This is a genomic window from Erythrobacteraceae bacterium WH01K, assembly GCA_027941995.1.
GTDB lineage: Bacteria > Pseudomonadota > Alphaproteobacteria > Sphingomonadales > Sphingomonadaceae > CAJXSN01.
In genome coordinates, this window is the sequence record CP115966.1 from 2,704,262 (window position 1) to 2,721,871 (window position 17,610).

Consider the following 17,610-nt stretch of genomic DNA (forward strand, 5'->3'; position numbering starts at 1 on the left):
AGGCCCGGTAACACCTGCCGCTATTCGCCGGCTTCGCTGCCCGGTTCTTCGAAGATCGCGATTTCCCGCAAGCCGTCGCTGTCCGCGCGGCCGCGATACATGCCGGGCGTGTTGAAGCTGAAGACTTCCTCCCCGTCAGACGTCACCAGGATCACGCCGCCATCCCCGCCCATCTCGGCAACTTCTGCCAGGACGGCATCGGCAGTCTTGCGGACGTAGTTGGTGCTCCGCAGCCATTCGAGATGCGCCGCATCGTCCGCACCGGCCAGTGAAGCCTGTGGCCGCACCAGCCGCAGCCGCGAACATATTTCGCGCGCCACGCCGACCCGGATGAAATATTCGCCGTGCCCGGTCGCGCTGACGGCGCAGGACCGGTTGTCGGCATAGGTGCCCGCGCCGATGATCGGGGCATCGCCGATGCGGCCCCAGCGCTTGCCGGTCATCCCGCCGGTCGAAGTGCCTGCCGCGAGGTTTCCGGCCATGTCGCGCGCCACGGCGCCGACGGTGCCGAACTTCACGTCGACATCGATGGCCGAGAGGTTTTCCGCCTTCAGCCGCTCCAGCGATTCCAGGCGCCGCTCGGTTCCGAACCAGTCGGGCAGGACGGTTTCCAGCTGTTCGCCTTCCGGCAATTCGTCGGCAAAGGTTTCCGCGCCCTCGCCCGACAGGAAAACATGGCGCCCGTCCCGCCGCACGGCATCGGCCAGCAGGATCGGATGACGGATCGTCGTCGTGCCCGTGGTCGCCCCGGCACTGCGGTCCGATCCGTCCATGATCGCGGCATCGTGTTCAATCTGGCCGTCCCAGGTATAGACCGCGCCGCGCCCGGCGTTGAACAGCGGATCGTCCTCCATCAGCACGATGGCCGCCTTGATCGCATCCATGGCCGTCCCGCCAGCCGCCAGGATCCCGGCCCCAGCGTCGAGCGCCGCACCCAGCGAGGCGCGGTAGGCCGCTTCCTGTTCGTCGGTCAGGTTTTCCCGTTCGATCACGCCCGCCCCGCCATGGATGGCGAACGACCAGCCCGCGTCACGGTCCTCGCCCGCACCGCTGCCGCCGGTGACGATCTCCTGCGCAGCGGCGCCTTGCGTGATCGCCAGCGCGAGCGCGCAGACCAGGGGGGCAAATCGGGTCATGGCCTCATTCCTTCGTCGTGATGCGTCCCTCGACAGAACACCGTGTGCATCCGGTACCTACACCCTTTGGCATGACAGCCAAGCGTGCTATGCCCCGAAGTGTATGCAGTAGAATTGCCAAAAAAGGGGGTATGCACATGCCAATAGGAAATTACAGGTTCGATCAGGGCCTGGCGATGGAACTTCTCGAGAAGGCGCTGCTAGCGATCGGCATCCTGATCGTCACATGGATCCTCGCCAAGGCGGCCAAATGGGCCTTCGCCAAGCTCGTCGATGCGGTTCCCCTGCTCCAGCGCGGCACGGGCGGCGGCCAGAGCGTGGGCATGGCACTGGGCAAGATCGTCTCGCTCTTCATCTGGCTGTTCGGCCTCCTCGCCATCCTGCAGGTCCTCGGCCTCAACGCCGTGGCCGGTCCGATCAATGCGCTGCTCGAAAACGTCGTCGCGTTCATCCCGAACCTGATCGGCGCGGGCATCCTGCTGTTCGTGGGCCTGATGATTGCCGGCATCGTGCGCGACATCGTCGTCACCGCCATGCTGACGATCGACCTCGACAAGTGGATGAACAAGGCGGGGGCAGACAATGTCACCGGCAACAGCGCGATCAGCAAGACGCTGGGCACCGTGGTCTACATCCTCATTGCCATCCCGGTCGCGATTGCGGCGCTGAACGTGCTGAACATCGAGTCGATCTCGCAGCCTGCTAGTGAAATGCTCGGCATGATCTTCGACGCGATCCCGCGCATCATCGCTGCCGCGCTGCTGCTCGGCATCGGCTATGTCATCAGCAAGTTCGTGGTGAACATCCTGACCCAGCTTCTGACCGGCTTCGGCGTCGATCGCTCGATCGCAGCCACTGGCCTCGTCCGCGAAGGCACCAGCGCGAGCGGCATCATCGCCCGCGTCGTCCAGATCGCCATCCTGGTGTTCTTCGCCATCGCGGCGACGCGCATGCTGGGTTTCCCGGAACTGACCAATATCCTGAACGAGGTGCTGGAACTGGCCGGACGCGTGGTGTTCGGCGCGGTCGTCATCGGCGCAGGCTTCCTGATCGCCAACATGCTGGGCAAGCTGATCGGCGGCACGGCGGGCACCATCGTGCGCTATGCCACGATCGTGATCTTCACCTTCATGGGCCTGAGCTACACCGGTGTCGGCGATATCATCACCGAAACCGCCTTCAGCGCCATCGTCATCGGCCTGGCCGTGGCAGGTGCGCTGGCTTTCGGCCTGGGTGGCCGCGAATGGGCCGGCCGCAAGCTGGAAGAGTGGGACGCCAAGTCCAAGACGCCGCCCAAGGTGTAATCCGACAGGCCAAGGCTTCACCTTCACGGGTGAACACGATACGGGGCGCAGGGTCGATATGATCCTGCGCCCCGCTTCCTTGGAGGACGCCTCCGCCCTCGCCCGCCTTGGCCGCGAAAGCTTCTGCGCCGCGTTCGCGCATCTTTACCGCCAGGCCGATCTCGATGCCTTCCTCCAGCAGGTCTATTCCGAAGATGCCGTGGCGGAGGAAATCGTGGACAATCACTGCATTCACCGCCTCGCGTGGGAGCAGAGGGGCGACGAAGGCACGGAGACTGCCGGACAGCGCGGCCGCCTGCTGGGCTTCGTCAAGCTGCGCCATCCCAGCTGGTATGCCGAGCACAGCGACGCGGCCGATCCTATCGCGCTCGGCCAGCTCTACACCCAGCCGGACGCCACCGGACGGGGCATTGGCGCTGCCCTGATGGACTGGGCCATTGCCGAGGCGCGCCAGCGCGGGCACGATGCCATCCAGCTATCGGTCTGGAGCGAGAACTACGGCGCGCAGCGTTTCTACCACCGCTACGGCTTCGGCAAGATCGCGGATATTGACTTTCATGTCGGCGACCATGTCGACCACGAGTTCCTGTACGAGGCGAGATTTTAAGAACAAGGATTGGGAGACGTCACGATGAGCACCTACGGTTTCGAAAGCACGGCAGACGAGGTCCTGTCGGACATCGACCTCAGCGGCAAAACGGCGTTCATCACTGGCGGATATTCCGGGCTGGGGAAGGAAACCGCGCGCGCCATGGCGGCGCGCGGCGCCCACGTCATCATTGCCGGGCGCGACATGGACAAGGCGAATGCGGCAGCCGCGAAAATCCGCGAGGCGACCGGCAATGAGAGCATCGAGACAATCGAATGCGACCTCGGCTCGCAGCAGCAGCTCAAGGCTTGCGGGGCCGAGGCGCGCGAGCGGCTGGGCAAGATCGACCTGCTGATCAACAATGCCGGGGTGATGGCGTGCCCCTATGCCGAAACCGCCGACGGGTTCGAAATGCAGTTCGGCACCAATCATCTCGGCCATTTCACTCTGACCAACGAATTGCTGCCGCTGGTCGAGAACGCCGCGGGCGGCGACAGCCATCCGCGTATCGTCAACCTGTCCAGCCGCGGCCATCACTTCGCGCCGGTGAACATGGACGATCCCAATTTCGACAACCGCGATTACGAGAAATGGCAGGCATACGGCCATGCCAAGACGGCCAATATCCTTCACGCCGTCGGCCTGGAAAAGCGCCTGTCGGACAAGGGCATCCACGCCTATGCCGTCCACCCCGGCGGGATCATGACCAATCTTGGCCGCCACCTGACGCAGGACGACATGACCGCCCTGCGCAAACGGATCCAGAAACGCGCCGAGGAAGCGGGCGAGGAACCGGAAGGCTTCAAGACGATCCCGCAGGGCGCAGCCACTACCTGCTGGGTCGCCACCAGCGACGAACTGGAAGGCCGCGGCGGCCTCTATGCCGAGAATTGCCATGTCGCCGAAGTCGATGACGAGAACGCGGTAGGCGGTGTTCGCAGCTATGCGGTGGACGAAGGCAAAGCCGAACAGCTCTGGCAATTGTCCGAAACGCTGGTCGCGCAGGCCTGAATTCGCCCGCCAGCCTTTCCTGCCGGTAGCGGCGCTGGTTGAGAAAATACGTGTAACCTTCGGGCCGGTTCGTGCGAACTGCATCCACGGAACCTGCCCGAGGGACATGCGCACGCCATGATTGCCGACGAGAATACGATGTCGCACCTGATGCGCAAGTCGCAGCTCGGCGACAAGCGAGCCTACGCCGTCCTGCTGGACGAATGCGCGGCGTGGCTTCAGCGGAATTTCCCAAAGCGGGTTCCGCGGCACCAGCTCGACGACCTGGTGCAGGACGTGCTCGTCTCGCTCCACCGCAAGCGTGCAAGCTGGGATCCCGACCGGGCTTTCATGCCGTGGCTGGCCGCGATTGCACGTTATCGCTGGGTCGATCACCTGCGCCGGGTCTATCGCTCGGCGGAAGACGAGCTGCGCGATGCCGACGCTCCCCATGACAGCGAGGAAGAAGCCGTCATGGCGCGCATGAGCCTGGACCGCCTGTTCGTCCAACTCCCCGAAAAACAGGCCGATGTCATCGAACTGGTCACGATCGAGGGCCTGTCCATCGCAGAGGCGCCGCGCAGGACGGGCCAGAGCGAGAGCCTGGTGAAGGTCAACATCCATCGCGGCCTGAAGAAGCTGTCCGCCATGGTCGAAAAGGCAGAATGACGATGAACCGTAGCCATGCCGCGCTGATCGCGCAGCTGTCGGATGAACTGGAGCCGGTGCGTCAGATGCGCGCGCGCGGCGGTTACCTGCTGATCGGACTGGCTGCTCTCGTGACCTTCCTGTGCGTCTGGGTCGCCGCCGGCCTGTGGGACGGCGTAATCACCGGAGAGGCGTCCCCCTTCTACATCATCGCCAATGGCTTGCTGCTGCTGGTCGCCCTTGCCAGCGTCGGTGCGACCATCGCCCTTGCGACCCCGTCGGTCGGAAACCGGCAGGATGGCCCGCGCTGGACGCTGGCGATGCTGTGCGTCCTGCCGGTTTCAGCGCTGGTCGCCGCAACGGTGCCGGGGGCGGGAATGACATCCATTGTCGATCCGCATGCCCTGTCGTGCCTCGCGTCCGCCCTTGCTGCGGGCCTGCTCGTTTTTGCCTGTCTCGCCATCTGGCTCAGGCGCTCGGCGCCCGTATCGATCGCGCTGGCGGGAACCAGCGCCGGGATCGCGGCAGGTGCGGCCGGCAGTTTCCGCTACGGCCTTTCCTGCCCTGTCGACACCCTGACCCATCTTAGCATCTGGCACGTCGCGCCGGCCCTGCTGGGCGGTTTTCTGGGACGGATCTCGCTACCGCGTATCATCAGGTGGTGAGGATTTGTCACCGCTGCCGACTTGGTGCAAGCTCCTGATACGACAGGTGCAATCGGGGGATTCGCATGACGCAGCCAATGTCCGACGAGCAGCGCATCGTGCAGCTTCTCCATTCGGCGAACAATTGCCGCCAGATGCTGGCCGCGGTGGATCGCAAGCTCGCCGAGGCGCTGCAGCATGTCTATGACGGCGATATCGCCCAGTGCCGCGACATGCTGGAAGAATTGAGCAGGACCCTGCCCGTAGCGATGGCCATCATCGAATTCGAAGAGGACATGAACACTTCCTCATCCAAGCCAACGCCCGGCGAAAGCGCGGACCGGGACGACAGCCAAAGTTGACCGGCGCCGCCTTTCCCTGACCCTTGGGCTGTTCCTACGCCTGCCCGGCAGTGCTAAGGGACGCTGCATGAGCACGAACACCATCCGCCCCTGGCGCTCCATCGAGCGTCGCCAGTCCCGCCAGATCATGGTCGGCAGCGTGCCCGTGGGCGGCGATGCACCCATTTCGGTCCAGACGATGACCAATACGCCGACAGAGGATGTCGGCGCGACCATCGACCAGATTCGCCGTTGCGAGGATGTGGGCGCGGACATCATCCGCGTGTCCTGCCCGACCGAGGAATCGACCGAGCATTTCGACCAAATCACGAAGGCGGCCCAGGTCCCGATCGTCGCCGACATCCATTTCCATTACAAGCGCGCGCTGGAAGCAGCGGACAAGGGCGCTGCCTGCCTGCGGATCAATCCCGGCAATATCGGCAGCAGCGAACGCGTGGCCGAAGTCGTCCGCGCGGCGAAGGCCAATGGCTGCGCGATCCGCATCGGGGTCAATGCAGGGTCGCTGGAACGCGACCTGCTGGAAAAATACGGCGAGCCCTGCCCGGAAGCTCTTGTGGAAAGCGCGCTCGACCATATCAAGCTGTTGCAGGACCACGATTTCCACGAGTTCAAGGTCGCGGTGAAAGCGTCCGACGTGTTCCTTGCCGTCGCTGCCTATCACGCGCTGGCAGAGACGGTGGACTGTCCGCTCCATCTCGGCATTACCGAGGCGGGCGGCCTGATCGGCGGGACGGTCAAGTCCTCCATCGGCATCGGCAGCCTGCTGTGGGCAGGCATCGGCGACACGATCCGCGTGTCCCTCTCCGCTGAGCCGGAGCAGGAAGTGAAAGTCGGTTTCGAGATGCTGAAGGCGCTGGGGCTGCGTACGCGCGGCGTTCGCGTGGTGTCGTGCCCCAGTTGCTCGCGCCAGGGGTTCGACGTCATCCGCACGGTCGAGGCGCTGGAGGCCCGGCTGGAGCACATCAAGACGCCGATGAGCCTTTCGGTCCTCGGCTGCGTGGTCAACGGCCCGGGCGAGGCGCGCGAAACCGATATCGGCCTGACCGGCGGCGGTAACGGCAAGCACATGGTCTATCTGTCGGGCGTGAAGGACCACCATATCGAGAGCGAAGATATGCTTAGCCACATCGTGAAGCTGGTGGAGGAAAAGGCCGCTGCCATCGAGGCAGGCGAAGCACAGGCGTTCGATCCGCATACGGCCGAAGCTGCCGAGTGATGCGCGCCTTGCTCGCCGGTATGTTGGCGATAGCGGTCGCTGGCTGCGCCACGACCTCTCACCCGCACAGCGCTCATCCGTACGAGGCACGCCCGTTCGAAGCTGCTGCAGCGGCTCGACCCGAACTGGAAACGGCGCTCGAACGTGCGAAAGCTGATGGAAAGCTGACGCTGGCGGTCTTTGGTGCAAACTGGTGTCACGACAGCCGGGCCCTCGCCGGTCTCCTCGAAACCGAACGCTTTCGCGCGCTGACAGACGCGCATTACGAGATGGTGTTCGTCGATGTCGGCACCCCTCAGAATGGTAAGGGCCGTAATCTCGAACTTGGCGCCGAACTGGGCGTCGAGGGTATAGAGGGCACGCCGACAGTCATCGTGATCGGCCGGAGAGGCGCGACTCTGAACGTAGCAACCGCGAAACTGTGGCGCGATGCTGCGAGCCGCAATCCGGACGCTGTCTACATGGAGTTGTTCCGCTTCGCACAAGCGGGACTGTAACTCCTGCTCCACGTCGTCCACCATGTCGATTACATGGCCCCGCCGCCGACACGCGGGACGTTCCGGTTCGACAAGTACCAGCTCGTCATGCGCCTTTTGCGGGAAAGCGGGGCGGCGATCACCGAACACGCGCCCGAGCCGTGCCCGCGCGAATGGCTGGAGGCGGTGCACGACCCGGACTATGTCGAACAGGTCCTGACCCAGACCGTCCCGCGAGAGAAGGAGCGGCGCATCGGCTTCCCGGTCACCGCGCATATCTCGCAAAGGGTGCAGCATACGAATGGCGGCACATGGCTCGCCGCGCGCCTCGCTATGCAGCATGGCTATGCCGCCAACAGCGCAGCGGGCAGCCATCACGCGGTGTACGATACCGGCGCGGGATATTGCGTGTTCAACGACCTGGCGGTGACGGCGAACAGGCTCATCGCGCAAGGGGACGCCGCGCGCGTCCTGATCGTGGATCTCGACGTCCACCAGGGCGATGGCACGGCCAGCCTGACTGCGGGGCGTGAGGATATCGTCACCTTCTCCATGCACGCGCAGAAGAACTTCCCCGTCCGCAAGGCGCGCTCCGACCTCGACGTCGGCCTGCCCGACGGAACGGATGATGCGGCTTATCTGGAAGTGCTGGCGCAGCATCTCCCGCACCTGCTCACCAGCGTGCAACCCGACATCGTGCTGTACCAGGCCGGGGTCGACCCGCACGAAGGTGACCGGCTCGGGCGACTTTCCCTCACGGGGGAGGGACTGGAGGCGCGGGATCGCTATGTGGTGGCGCAGGTCCGGCAGCGCGGCTTGCCGATCGCCAGCGCCCTTGGCGGCGGATACGGACAGGATCCCGCAGAGGTCGCGGGACGCCATGCCCGGTCCATGCTGGCCATGGCTGACGAGAATACGTGCTTCGGTCCTCTTTAGGTCCGCTTAAGCACCCCGGCGCTAGGGTCGCCGGATGATCGGACGTTCGCTCCTGCTGGTTTTCGGGGTCTGCGCGGTGACGGCCGCGCTCATTCCCTCTGCCGACGAGCCGGGTGGGGATGCCGGGGAAAACGACCTGCCGGCTGCGAACATGCCGGATGCGCAGGGTGCCGACGCCGAGTCCGCATCGTGGTACCAGGGCGACCATTCGCTGAACCGCGAAAGCGACGGCCATTTCTATGCCGACGTCACCGTGTCCGGCGCACCGCTGCGGATGATGGTCGATACCGGTGCCAGCGTCATCGCCCTGACCGCGCCGGACGCGCTGGCCGCAGGGCTCGACTGGTCGCCCGCCGATGTGCGCGTCATCGGAAGGGGCGCGAGCGGAGAAGTGATGGGCGTGCCGGCCATGCTGACAGAAGTGGATGTAGGCGGCATCACCGCACGCGGCGTGCAGGCGGTCATCGTGCCAGAGGGCCTCGATGTGTCATTGCTCGGCCAGTCCTACCTTTCCTCGGTCGGAAATGTCGCGATTGCCGAAGACCGGATGGTGCTGAGCGTACAATAGCCCGGTTCGCGCATAGGGCGGTCGGCGGCTCTGGTCCTTCAGAAATAGATGTCGATGTAATCGGTCAGACCGTCGCACCATTCGAATTCGCGCAGGCGGTAATATTTGCGCCCCTGCGTCGCCTCGAACCGCCAGGTCCTGTTGCCGTAGCATTCGCGGTCCGGGTCCGGCGCATAGGCGATCTGGATCAGGCCGTCGAAAAGGAAATAGTCGGGCCCGATTTCCGTGATCCGCCCCAGCACGATCAGCAATTCGCCCTTCGGCCCCTCCTGCCGCCCATACAGGCGATAGGTGCCGAACGCATCGACGCCGACGGTGGCATCGCCGCGTTCGTCCCAGCCGATCCATTGCAGCGTGATGCCGGAGTTCTGCCGCAGCCTGATCGCGTCCGCCGCGCTCAGGACGGTCGTTGGGACCGGTTTTCCGTCGTGAATCTCGCTGGCCTCGGCAGCACCCTCTTCCGCGTGATCGGGCGGCGACGGGACTTGGGTCGCATCGGCTCCCTCCCCTTGCGCGGACACACAGGCGGCGGTCAGCAGGAGGCAGATGGAGGCAGCAATAAGACGCATGGTGGGCTCCTTCGTCGATTCCGGCGGTTTCCCGCTTCAAGCCGCGATTAAGCTTGGCTATGATAGGCAGCAAGAATGAACAGACGCGATCTTATCAAGGGCACTCTTGCGGCAGGCGCCCTGGCCGCGGTACCCGGCCGCGCGCTGGCGACGACCTTCGCCCAACCGAAGACCGGCAGCCTGCGCGACCGCGCCCTGTTCGACATCGCCAAGCGCGAGCTGGACAAGGCCGGAAGCGTCATCTGGAAGAAGGACATCGTCGGCATTGCCGATTACGGCCTTCGCTCCAGCGAACCGCGCTTCCATTTCGTCAATCTGGGCCTTGGCGAAGTGCAATCCTATCACGTCAGCCACGGCACCGGGTCCGATCCGGAACATGACGGCTGGCTCAATTCCTATTCGAATGTGGAGGGCTCCAATGCGACCAGCAAGGGGGCCTATGTCACGTGGGAATGGTACAAGGGGCGCTACGGCACGTCGGTCCGCCTCGGCGGTCTCGACAGCACGAACGACAACGCGCTGCGACGCTATATCGTGATGCACCGCGCCGCCTATGCGGAACAGTCCCACCTCGAACGCTGGGGACGTCTCGGCCGCAGCAATGGCTGCTTCGCCATGGGCGAGGAACAGTTCCGCATCGCGCTGCTGAACCTGTCGGGCGGACGCCTGCTATACGCCGACAGCCTGGGCCTGGGCGAGGATGGCAGCACGATTGCCGCGCCTGCCTCGCAGCCATCCGTGCAATTTTAGGATACCGGCGCGCCGGAATATCCGGTTCCGATATGGCGTAAGGAGCCTGCGGACCTGAACGACAGGCCCGCAGGTTACCCGCTTTCGTGCGCGATCGGCTGGTGCGTCAGGTAGCCCTCGGATCGTCCTCTATCACGATGATCTGTTCGTCGGTAACGCGGCTGCGATTGGCGACGCGGGGTGCATCGAGCGAATCGAGCACCGCCTGGTCGCGCCCGTAGATGTCGTTGAACGTCGTCAGCTTGCCGTCGATGTCCTGCGCCATCGTGAAATAGGTGATGTAGGCGGGCATCTTCTTCTCGAAGCCGACGCGGGTGTATTTCCCGCTCGCCAGCTTCTCCACGCCTTCTTCCGCTGTCAGGCCCGCCTGCAGGATGGCCAGCGTCAATGCCAGCTCGTCTGCCCGTTCGGTGCGGATGCAGCCGTGGCTGAGCGCACGCTGTGCGTTCTTGAACAGGCCGCGCGAAGGCGTGTCGTGGAAGAAGATCGCATGCTTGTTCGGCATGTCGAGCTTCATCTTGCCGAGCGAATTGGTCGGCCCCGGCTGCTGGACGACCGATACCCAGCCATTCGCACCCTTGGTCGCGGTATAGCCCTTGGCCTTGGCCCACGCAGGATTGCCCAACACGCGCGCACCCAGCCCTTCGCCCTTCACGATGCTCTGCGGCACGGTCCAGGTGGGGTTGAGGATCACGCCCTCCACGCTTTCGGCAAGCTGCGGGGTCGCCGTGCGCCCCGGCTTGCCGACGATCGTGCGATAGGTGCGCACGATGTTGTCGTTCACCGTCAGCCGCAGCTGGTATTCCGGGACATTCGTAATCAGGTACTGGCTGCCCAGATCGCGCGGAAGCCAGCGCCAGCGATCCATGTTCGCGCGGATCAGCTTGCCACGGGCAGAGCCGGCATCGACCTTCGCCAGTTCCTCTCGCAGGCGGGCGTAATCGGGATGCTCCGGCGCGATCGACTGAAGCGCCGCCTCAAGGTCGCCGGAGGAAAGCGCCTGCGCCATGATATCGCCCGTGCGGTAGCGGTCGGCATCGGGGTCCATCACGAACCATTGCTTGCGCGCGGCCATCGGCGTGCGGCCGTCGCGCATGTCCTCGACCAGCCAGGCAAAACGCTTGCTTGCCTCGGCATTGAGCTGCGCCCCCGGCCCCTGCAGCGCAATCGCCCGCAAACCGGCAATGTCGTAGTCGGCGGGATCGAGACCTTCCGCGTCGATGCCGTCGAGCAGATCGGCGAGAGCCATCGCATGTTCGACGGGCCATTCCTGAACGTCGGATGTCACCTGCTGAACGGTCCGCATCTCGTCCGCAGCGGCGGGCTGCGCGGCGGGAGCCGCGAGCGCCGTGCCCGTGGTCGGCGTATCGTAATCGGGATCACCGGCGAAGGATTCCGCGACCGTCTTCGGTTTTTCTTCCGGTAGCAGATTGGCCGGCGAGCCCTGCGCGGCGGCAGTGAAAGGAAGCGCGAGAGCCGCGCTTGCAAGGAGGAGGTGTGTTTTCATCGTCATCGTTCGCATGGTTGGTCCCACCTGTTGCGGCCATTTTGCCGCGTCGTCGTGCTGCCATCAAGCACCTGCGCTTAGCGCAAGCTGAATTATCGCCACCTGCGCCCGGTTTGCATCGGTGACCTGCGCCTCATCCATCGCTAGGGCAGGCGGGAGATGACGAGAAACCTGGCCCTGCTGCCCGTACTGGCGACCTTTGCGGCGGTGGGCTCCCTGGCCCTTATGGATGCGCTGATGAAAGGCGCGGCGCTGGCAGCGGGCGTTTACAGCGCCACCCTGATGCGCGCGGCGCTGTCCGCCGCCATGGCCGCGCCCATCTGGCTTGGCACGGGCGGTCGCTGGCCCGGGAAGCGGGCGCTGCGCCTCCACCTGGTGCGCGGCGGCGTATCGGCGTGCATGGCGCTCACGTTCTTCTACGCGATCACCGTCCTGCCCATTGCAGAGGCTATCGCGATCTCCTTCGTCGCGCCGCTCATCGCGCTCTATCTTGCCGCGCTGGTGCTGAAGGAAACCGTCCGGCGCGAGGCCGTCTACGCATCGATACTGGGATTTGCCGGGACCATCGTGATCGTGTCCGGCAGGCTTGGACAGGGCGATGCGGGCGACGATACCGTTCTCGGGATCGCCGCCATACTGGTGTCCGCGATCCTGTACGCGGTCAATTTCATCATCATCCGCCTGCAGTCGCAGGCCGCAGGCCCGGCGGAGGTCGCGACGTTCCACGGCGGCGTCTCCGCCATCCTCATTGCGCTGGCCGCACCGTGGCTGTTCGTGATGCCCGGCTGGCCCGCCATGGCGGATATTGCAGGCGCCGCTGTCCTGACGGTGGCTGGCGCCATGCTGCTTGCCTGGGCCTATGCCCGGGCAGAGGCGCAGGTGCTGGTCCCGATAGAGTATTCGGGCTTCCTGTGGGCCGTCCTGTTCGGGTGGCTGTTTTTCGCGGAGGAGGTCACGGTCACGACTCTGCTGGGAACCGGCCTGATCGTCATCGGCAGTTTCATCGCAGGGCGGCGAAAAAGGGCTGTTTGAAGGGCTTTCTACCGCCTGCGACCCTTGACGAAACGGGCTTCGTGTCGCAGGTGCGCGGCACATTCGGTGCGCCCGTCCGTTACGGGTGAGAGGCCCCGGAAGATTCGCTTTTCGAAAGGACGCATATGACCCAGGTCGGCAAGGACACGCTCGGCACCCGCAGCACGCTCAACGTAGATGGCAAGGAATACGCCTACTACTCCTTCAAGAAGGCGTCGGAGAAACTGGGCGACGTATCGCGCCTGCCGTTCAGCCTGAAGGTCCTGCTGGAAAACATGCTCCGCTTCGAAGACGGCGGCCACACCGTGTCGACCGATCACGCGCAGGCGATCGTCGACTGGATGAAGAACCCGACCACCGGCGATGAAATCCAGTACCGGCCTGCCCGCGTCCTGCTGCAGGATTTCACCGGCGTTCCCTGCGTGGTCGACCTCGCTGCCATGCGCGATGCCATCTCCGCGCTCGGCGGCGACACCAACAAGATCAATCCGCAGGTTCCCGTGAACCTCGTGATCGACCACTCCGTCATGGTCGACGAATTCGGCCACCCGAAGGCGTTCGAGAAGAACGTCGAACTGGAATATGCCCGTAATGCGGAGCGCTACGACTTCCTCAAATGGGGCTCCAAGAGCTTCGAGAATTTCTCCGCCGTGCCTCCGGGCACCGGCATCTGCCACCAGGTGAACCTGGAGCATATCGGCAAGACCGTGTGGTCGAGCGCGGACAAGGATGGCACAATGGTTGCCTATCCCGACACCTGCGTCGGCACGGACAGCCATACCACGATGATCAACGGCCTTGGCGTCCTTGGCTGGGGCGTTGGCGGGATCGAGGCAGAGGCAGCCATGCTCGGCCAGCCGATCTCGATGCTGATCCCCAAGGTGGTCGGCTTCAAGCTTGAAGGCGCGCTCGCCGAAGGCGTCACCGCGACCGACCTCGTGCTGACCTGCGTGCAGATGCTGCGCGAAGTCGGCGTGGTAGGCAGCTTCGTCGAGTTCTACGGCCCCGGCGTCGGCAATCTCAGCCTCGCCGACCGTGCGACCATCGCCAACATGGCGCCGGAATACGGCGCGACCTGCGGCTTCTTCGGCGTCGACGACAAGACGCTCGACTATCTGCGCCTGACGGGCCGCGACGAGCACCAGATTGCCCTCGTCGAAGCCTATTGCCGCGAACAGGGCATGTGGATCGAACCCGACAACGAGCCGGTGTTCAGCGAAACGCTCAGCCTCGACATGAACAGCGTCGTCCCCAGCCTCGCCGGACCGAAGCGTCCGCAGGACAAGGTCGCGCTGCCGGAAGTGGACGAACTGTTCAATTCCGACCTCAAGAAGCTGTACGGCAAGGACACGCCGCACCGCGTCGACGTGTCGGATACCGATCACGACATCGGTGACGGCGACGTGGTGATCGCGGCCATCACCAGCTGCACCAACACCTCTAACCCCGACGTGCTGATTGCCGCAGGCCTCGTCGCCAAGAAGGCACGCGAGAAGGGCCTGCTGCCCAAGCCCTGGGTGAAAACCAGTCTCGCGCCCGGTTCGCAGGTGGTCACGGACTACCTCGTGAAGTCCGGTCTTCAGGACGACCTGGACGCCATGGGCTTCGATCTCGTCGGCTATGGTTGTACGACCTGCATCGGCAATTCCGGCCCGCTGGCCCCGCAGATCAGCAAGGCGATCAACGGCAATGACATCGTCGCCGCTTCCGTCCTGTCGGGCAACCGCAACTTCGAAGGCCGCGTATCGCCCGACGTGCGCGCCAACTTCCTCGCCAGCCCGCCGCTGGTCGTCGCATATTCTGTCCTCGGCACGGTGACGGAAGACATCACGACCACCCCGCTGGGGCAGGACCAGGACGGCAATGACGTGATGCTGGCCGATGTCTGGCCTTCCAACCAGGAAATCGCCGAACACCGCGCGGCCAATATCGATCGCGAAATGTTCGAGAAGCGCTACGCTGACGTCTACAAGGGTGACGAGCACTGGCAGGCGGTGAAGGTCGAGGCGTCCGACACCTATCGCTGGAACCCTGGCAGCACCTACATCGCCAGCCCGCCTTTCTTCGAAGGCATGGAGATGACCCCGGCGCCGATCACCGACATCACCGACGCGAAGCCGCTGGCGATCCTTGGGGATTCGACGACGACCGACCACATCTCGCCCGCCGGTTCGATCAAGGAAGACTCGCCCGCAGGTGAATATCTGCGCGATCACCAGGTGGCGAAGGCGGACTTCAACTCCTACGGCTCGCGCCGCGGAAACCACGACGTGATGATGCGCGGCACCTTCGCCAATATCCGCATCCGCAACGAAATGGTCCCGGGCGTCGAAGGCGGCTACACCGTCTATAACGGCGAGCAGATGCCGATCTACGACGCGGCGATGAAGCACAAGGAAGACGGCACGCCGCTGGTGGTCGTCGCTGGCAAGGAATACGGCACCGGCTCCAGCCGCGACTGGGCGGCCAAGGGCACGATCCTGCTGGGTGTGCGCGCCGTGATCGTCGAAAGCTTCGAGCGTATCCACCGCTCCAACCTGATCGGCATGGGCGTGCTGCCCCTGCAGTTCAAGGATGGCGATACGCGCGAAACGCTGAAGCTGGGCGCGAACGACACGTTCTCGATCAAGGGGCTCACCAGCCTCAATCCGCGTCAGGACGTCGAGGTCGAAGTCACGCACGAAGACGGGTCCACCGCCACCTTCACCGCGCTGTGCCGCATCGATACCGAGAACGAGCTGGATTATTACCGCAATGGCGGCATCCTCCAGTACGTGATCCGCAAGCTGGCTGCCGATTGAGGCTGACTGCACTTCTTGCGCTGCCATTGGCAGCAAGTGTTGGGGGCTGCGCCGGTTATGGCGCAGCCCCCGCTGCGCATGGAACAGGCGACACGTCGCAAGTCATAGGCGCTCTGATACCGGGCGAGGTCACCACGCTGACCGCGGCCGAACTTGCGCCCTTGGTAAGCGCTGGCACTATCGTGCTTGTCGATGTCCGCACGCCGTTGGAATATGCCTCCGGACATATCACCGGCGCGGTCAACCGGCCGCTCGCCGGTTTCGATCCCTTCGCCCTGCCCGATCCCGATGAGGGCGAGGTAATTCTCTACTGCCGGTCGAGCGCGCGTTCCGGCGAAGCGGCGAGGCAGTATGGTGAGGCGACCGGGCTATCCATCCGGCATCTGGAGGGCGGTATTGTCGCATGGAAGGATGCGGGGCTTCCGGTAGTCGTTCCACAAGAGCGATAAGGCAGCCTGGTTCCGGGCGCTCCTATGCACGGCAGCCGGATCATTCCCGACCGGACAGCAAAAGGGCGGCCCCTCCGCTTGGAGGAGCCGCCCTTTGCTTTGTGACGTGAGGCCGAGGCCTTAAGCGGTTTTCGCGGCCTTCTTCACGGCCCATTTCCGGCGACCGAGGATTGCGGCAGCCGCAGCGCCGAACAGGATCGTCATCGGTGGAGCGGGGACCGGGGTACCGCTCGTGCTGCCGCTCGAACTGCTCGAGGACGAACTGGAACTGCTCGAACTGCTCGAGGAGCTCGTGCTCGACGTCAGCACGCCGGACGTACCGCCGCTCGACGAGGAAGAGCCGGAGCTGCTGCCGGACGACGAACTGCTGCCGCTGGACGTCGCGCCGCCCGTCGTGCCGCCGGAGCTGGAGCTGGAGCCCGAGGAAGACGAGCTACTGGAGGACGAACCGCTGCTGCCGCTCGACGTCGCGCCGCCGCTCGTACCGCCCGAGCTGCTGCTCGAGGAGGACGAGGAAGAACTGCTCGAGGACGAGCTGCTGCCGGAGCTGCCACTTCCGCCCGAGCCGCCGCTGCCACCGGAACTGCCGCTGGAAGAGGAGGACGATGAGGACGAGGAAGAGCTCGAGGAGGAGCCGGAGCCGCCGGAGGACGAACCCGAACCGCCGCCGCTCGTGGTCGGCGGATGCGGGTCCATGCCGCCGCTGGTTGTCGTGCCGGACGTACCACCACCGGAGCTCGACGAGCTCGAGCTGGACGACGACGAAGACGAGGACGACGACGAGCTGGAAGACGACGACGAGGAACTGACATTCCCCGACGAGCTGGAGACGTTGCCCGACGAGCTGGAGACGTTGCCCGAGCTGGACGAAACGTTGCCCGAAGAACTGGAAACATTACCGGAAGAACTGGACACGTTACCGGACGAGCTGGAGACGTTCCCCGACGTCGATGTGCTGGAGATTCCGCCGGTCGAGGTGCTTACCCCGCCGGTCGACGTGCTGACGCCGCCGGTGGTCGTGGTGCTTCCGCCGGAGGTGTTGTCGATATCGATATCGATATTGATACCATCGCCGCCATTCCCGCTCGACGAGCTGGTCCCGCCCGAACTGCTGGACGAGCTGCCGGACGTGCCGCCGCCCGAGGTCGTGGTCGTGGAGCTGACGACGACGCTGCCGCCGCTCGACCCGCCGCCACCGAAAAAGCCACCGAAGAAGCCGCCGCCGAAACCGCCGCCGAAGCCGCCGCTTCCGCCGATGACCGTCACACCGCCATCACCGCCGCTGCCGCCAACGAACGGAGGCGCTGCAGGAAGGGGGATCGCAGTCGGAACGACGGCAACCGAAGTCGCGTAGGCACAGCCGTTTTCGTCGTAGCCGATCTGGCCGCCATGCGCGCCGTAGCCATAGGCCCCGCCGGCAATCGGCGCACCATGCTGGGCACCCGCTGCCGCGCCATGATGAGCCATGCCTGCGCCGCCGAGCCTGCCGACGGGTTCGCATTCGACCACGCGCTTCACGATCCGGCGCTTGCGCTTTACGGTCTTGGGCACACGGCGCTCCACCGTGGTGCGTTCCTTGACGTACTTGACGGGCTGGGCCCTCACGGACTTCGTCGAAGACTTGTACTGCGGA

18 protein-coding genes are annotated in these 17,610 nt (G+C 64.7%); 15 read left to right on the plus strand and 3 right to left on the minus strand.

The window, feature by feature from the left end; all coding sequences use genetic code 11:
- Positions 1-20 precede the first annotated feature (20 nt).
- Entirely contained in the window at positions 21-1,136 is a 1,116-nt protein-coding gene (locus PF049_13375) for an isoaspartyl peptidase/L-asparaginase (GenBank protein WBY16555.1), read from the minus strand.
- 137 nt (positions 1,137-1,273) lie between these two features.
- Between PF049_13375 and PF049_13380 the strand changes: the two genes are divergently transcribed.
- The 10 genes from PF049_13380 to PF049_13425 all read left to right on the plus strand — a co-directional run bounded on the left by PF049_13380 (position 1,274) and on the right by PF049_13425 (position 8,869).
- Positions 1,274-2,440, plus strand: a complete 1,167-nt coding sequence (locus PF049_13380; GenBank protein ID WBY16556.1) for a mechanosensitive ion channel — start codon at positions 1,274-1,276, stop codon at positions 2,438-2,440.
- A gap of 58 nt (positions 2,441-2,498) precedes the next feature.
- Positions 2,499-3,047 (plus strand): GNAT family N-acetyltransferase, encoded by a 549-nt coding sequence (locus PF049_13385; protein WBY16557.1) that lies wholly within the window; start codon positions 2,499-2,501, stop codon positions 3,045-3,047.
- Between the two features lie 24 nt (positions 3,048-3,071).
- Entirely contained in the window at positions 3,072-4,040 is a 969-nt protein-coding gene (locus PF049_13390) for an SDR family NAD(P)-dependent oxidoreductase (GenBank protein WBY16558.1), read from the plus strand.
- A gap of 117 nt (positions 4,041-4,157) precedes the next feature.
- The gene (locus PF049_13395) at positions 4,158-4,688 is read left to right on the plus strand and encodes a sigma-70 family RNA polymerase sigma factor (GenBank protein WBY16559.1); all 531 of its coding nucleotides are present in this window, start codon (positions 4,158-4,160) and stop codon (positions 4,686-4,688) included.
- On the plus strand, positions 4,685-5,332 hold the full coding sequence (locus PF049_13400; GenBank protein ID WBY16560.1) for an NrsF family protein: 648 nt from the start codon (positions 4,685-4,687) through the stop codon (positions 5,330-5,332). The genes PF049_13395 and PF049_13400 overlap by 4 nt, the downstream gene beginning before the upstream one ends.
- 65 nt (positions 5,333-5,397) lie before the next feature.
- On the plus strand, positions 5,398-5,673 hold the full coding sequence (locus PF049_13405; GenBank protein ID WBY16561.1) for a hypothetical protein: 276 nt from the start codon (positions 5,398-5,400) through the stop codon (positions 5,671-5,673).
- A 67-nt stretch (positions 5,674-5,740) separates the two neighbouring features.
- Positions 5,741-6,889, plus strand: a complete 1,149-nt coding sequence (ispG, locus tag PF049_13410; protein WBY16562.1) for a flavodoxin-dependent (E)-4-hydroxy-3-methylbut-2-enyl-diphosphate synthase — start codon at positions 5,741-5,743, stop codon at positions 6,887-6,889.
- 20 nt (positions 6,890-6,909) lie between these two features.
- On the plus strand, positions 6,910-7,386 hold the full coding sequence (locus PF049_13415; protein ID WBY16563.1) for a thioredoxin family protein: 477 nt from the start codon (positions 6,910-6,912) through the stop codon (positions 7,384-7,386).
- A gap of 33 nt (positions 7,387-7,419) precedes the next feature.
- Positions 7,420-8,301 (plus strand): histone deacetylase, encoded by an 882-nt coding sequence (locus tag PF049_13420; protein WBY16564.1) that lies wholly within the window; start codon positions 7,420-7,422, stop codon positions 8,299-8,301.
- Positions 8,302-8,335: 34 nt separating this feature from the next.
- On the plus strand, positions 8,336-8,869 hold the full coding sequence (locus PF049_13425; protein ID WBY16565.1) for a retropepsin-like aspartic protease: 534 nt from the start codon (positions 8,336-8,338) through the stop codon (positions 8,867-8,869).
- 38 nt (positions 8,870-8,907) lie between these two features.
- Here PF049_13425 and PF049_13430 read toward each other — a convergent pair whose 3' ends face one another.
- Positions 8,908-9,438: a hypothetical protein gene (locus PF049_13430; GenBank protein ID WBY16566.1), complete on the minus strand. Its 531-nt coding sequence runs from the start codon at positions 9,436-9,438 to the stop codon at positions 8,908-8,910.
- Positions 9,439-9,513: 75 nt separating this feature from the next.
- Between PF049_13430 and PF049_13435 the strand changes: the two genes are divergently transcribed.
- Positions 9,514-10,188, plus strand: coding sequence for a murein L,D-transpeptidase catalytic domain family protein (locus PF049_13435; protein ID WBY16567.1), 675 nt, complete (start codon positions 9,514-9,516; stop codon positions 10,186-10,188).
- Positions 10,189-10,294: 106 nt separating this feature from the next.
- On the opposite strand, the gene PF049_13440 is transcribed toward PF049_13435, so the two are convergent.
- Positions 10,295-11,695, minus strand: coding sequence for a L,D-transpeptidase family protein (locus PF049_13440; protein ID WBY16568.1), 1,401 nt, complete (start codon positions 11,693-11,695; stop codon positions 10,295-10,297).
- Between the two features lie 159 nt (positions 11,696-11,854).
- Here PF049_13440 and PF049_13445 point away from each other — a divergent pair, with 159 nt between their 5' ends.
- The 4 genes from PF049_13445 (at position 11,855) to PF049_13460 (ending at position 17,331) form a co-directional block, all read left to right on the plus strand.
- Positions 11,855-12,727: a DMT family transporter gene (locus PF049_13445; protein WBY16569.1), complete on the plus strand. Its 873-nt coding sequence runs from the start codon at positions 11,855-11,857 to the stop codon at positions 12,725-12,727.
- Positions 12,728-12,852: 125 nt separating this feature from the next.
- Complete coding sequence (gene acnA, locus PF049_13450; GenBank protein WBY16570.1) at positions 12,853-15,528, plus strand: aconitate hydratase AcnA; 2,676 nt, start codon at positions 12,853-12,855, stop codon at positions 15,526-15,528.
- A 26-nt stretch (positions 15,529-15,554) separates the two neighbouring features.
- Positions 15,555-15,977, plus strand: coding sequence for a rhodanese-like domain-containing protein (locus PF049_13455; protein WBY16571.1), 423 nt, complete (start codon positions 15,555-15,557; stop codon positions 15,975-15,977).
- 232 nt (positions 15,978-16,209) lie between these two features.
- Entirely contained in the window at positions 16,210-17,331 is a 1,122-nt protein-coding gene (locus tag PF049_13460; protein ID WBY16572.1) for a hypothetical protein, read from the plus strand.
- Positions 17,332-17,610 lie beyond the last annotated feature (279 nt).

Excerpts from the sequence above, each read along its gene's own strand:
- PF049_13375 (WBY16555.1), bottom strand. The coding sequence starts at position 1,136 with ATGACCCGATTTGCCCCCCTGGTCTGCGCGCTCGCGCTGGCGATCACG.
- PF049_13380 (WBY16556.1), top strand. The coding sequence starts at position 1,274 with ATGCCAATAGGAAATTACAGGTTCGATCAGGGCCTGGCGATGGAACTT.
- PF049_13385 (WBY16557.1), top strand. The coding sequence starts at position 2,499 with ATGATCCTGCGCCCCGCTTCCTTGGAGGACGCCTCCGCCCTCGCCCGC.
- PF049_13390 (WBY16558.1), top strand. The coding sequence starts at position 3,072 with ATGAGCACCTACGGTTTCGAAAGCACGGCAGACGAGGTCCTGTCGGAC.
- PF049_13395 (WBY16559.1), top strand. The coding sequence starts at position 4,158 with ATGATTGCCGACGAGAATACGATGTCGCACCTGATGCGCAAGTCGCAG.
- PF049_13400 (WBY16560.1), top strand. The coding sequence starts at position 4,685 with ATGACGATGAACCGTAGCCATGCCGCGCTGATCGCGCAGCTGTCGGAT.
- PF049_13405 (WBY16561.1), top strand. The coding sequence starts at position 5,398 with ATGACGCAGCCAATGTCCGACGAGCAGCGCATCGTGCAGCTTCTCCAT.
- ispG (WBY16562.1), top strand. The coding sequence starts at position 5,741 with ATGAGCACGAACACCATCCGCCCCTGGCGCTCCATCGAGCGTCGCCAG.
- PF049_13415 (WBY16563.1), top strand. The coding sequence starts at position 6,910 with ATGTTGGCGATAGCGGTCGCTGGCTGCGCCACGACCTCTCACCCGCAC.
- PF049_13420 (WBY16564.1), top strand. The coding sequence starts at position 7,420 with ATGGCCCCGCCGCCGACACGCGGGACGTTCCGGTTCGACAAGTACCAG.
- PF049_13425 (WBY16565.1), top strand. The coding sequence starts at position 8,336 with ATGATCGGACGTTCGCTCCTGCTGGTTTTCGGGGTCTGCGCGGTGACG.
- PF049_13430 (WBY16566.1), bottom strand. The coding sequence starts at position 9,438 with ATGCGTCTTATTGCTGCCTCCATCTGCCTCCTGCTGACCGCCGCCTGT.
- PF049_13435 (WBY16567.1), top strand. The coding sequence starts at position 9,514 with ATGAACAGACGCGATCTTATCAAGGGCACTCTTGCGGCAGGCGCCCTG.
- PF049_13440 (WBY16568.1), bottom strand. The coding sequence starts at position 11,695 with ATGAAAACACACCTCCTCCTTGCAAGCGCGGCTCTCGCGCTTCCTTTC.
- PF049_13445 (WBY16569.1), top strand. The coding sequence starts at position 11,855 with ATGACGAGAAACCTGGCCCTGCTGCCCGTACTGGCGACCTTTGCGGCG.
- acnA (WBY16570.1), top strand. The coding sequence starts at position 12,853 with ATGACCCAGGTCGGCAAGGACACGCTCGGCACCCGCAGCACGCTCAAC.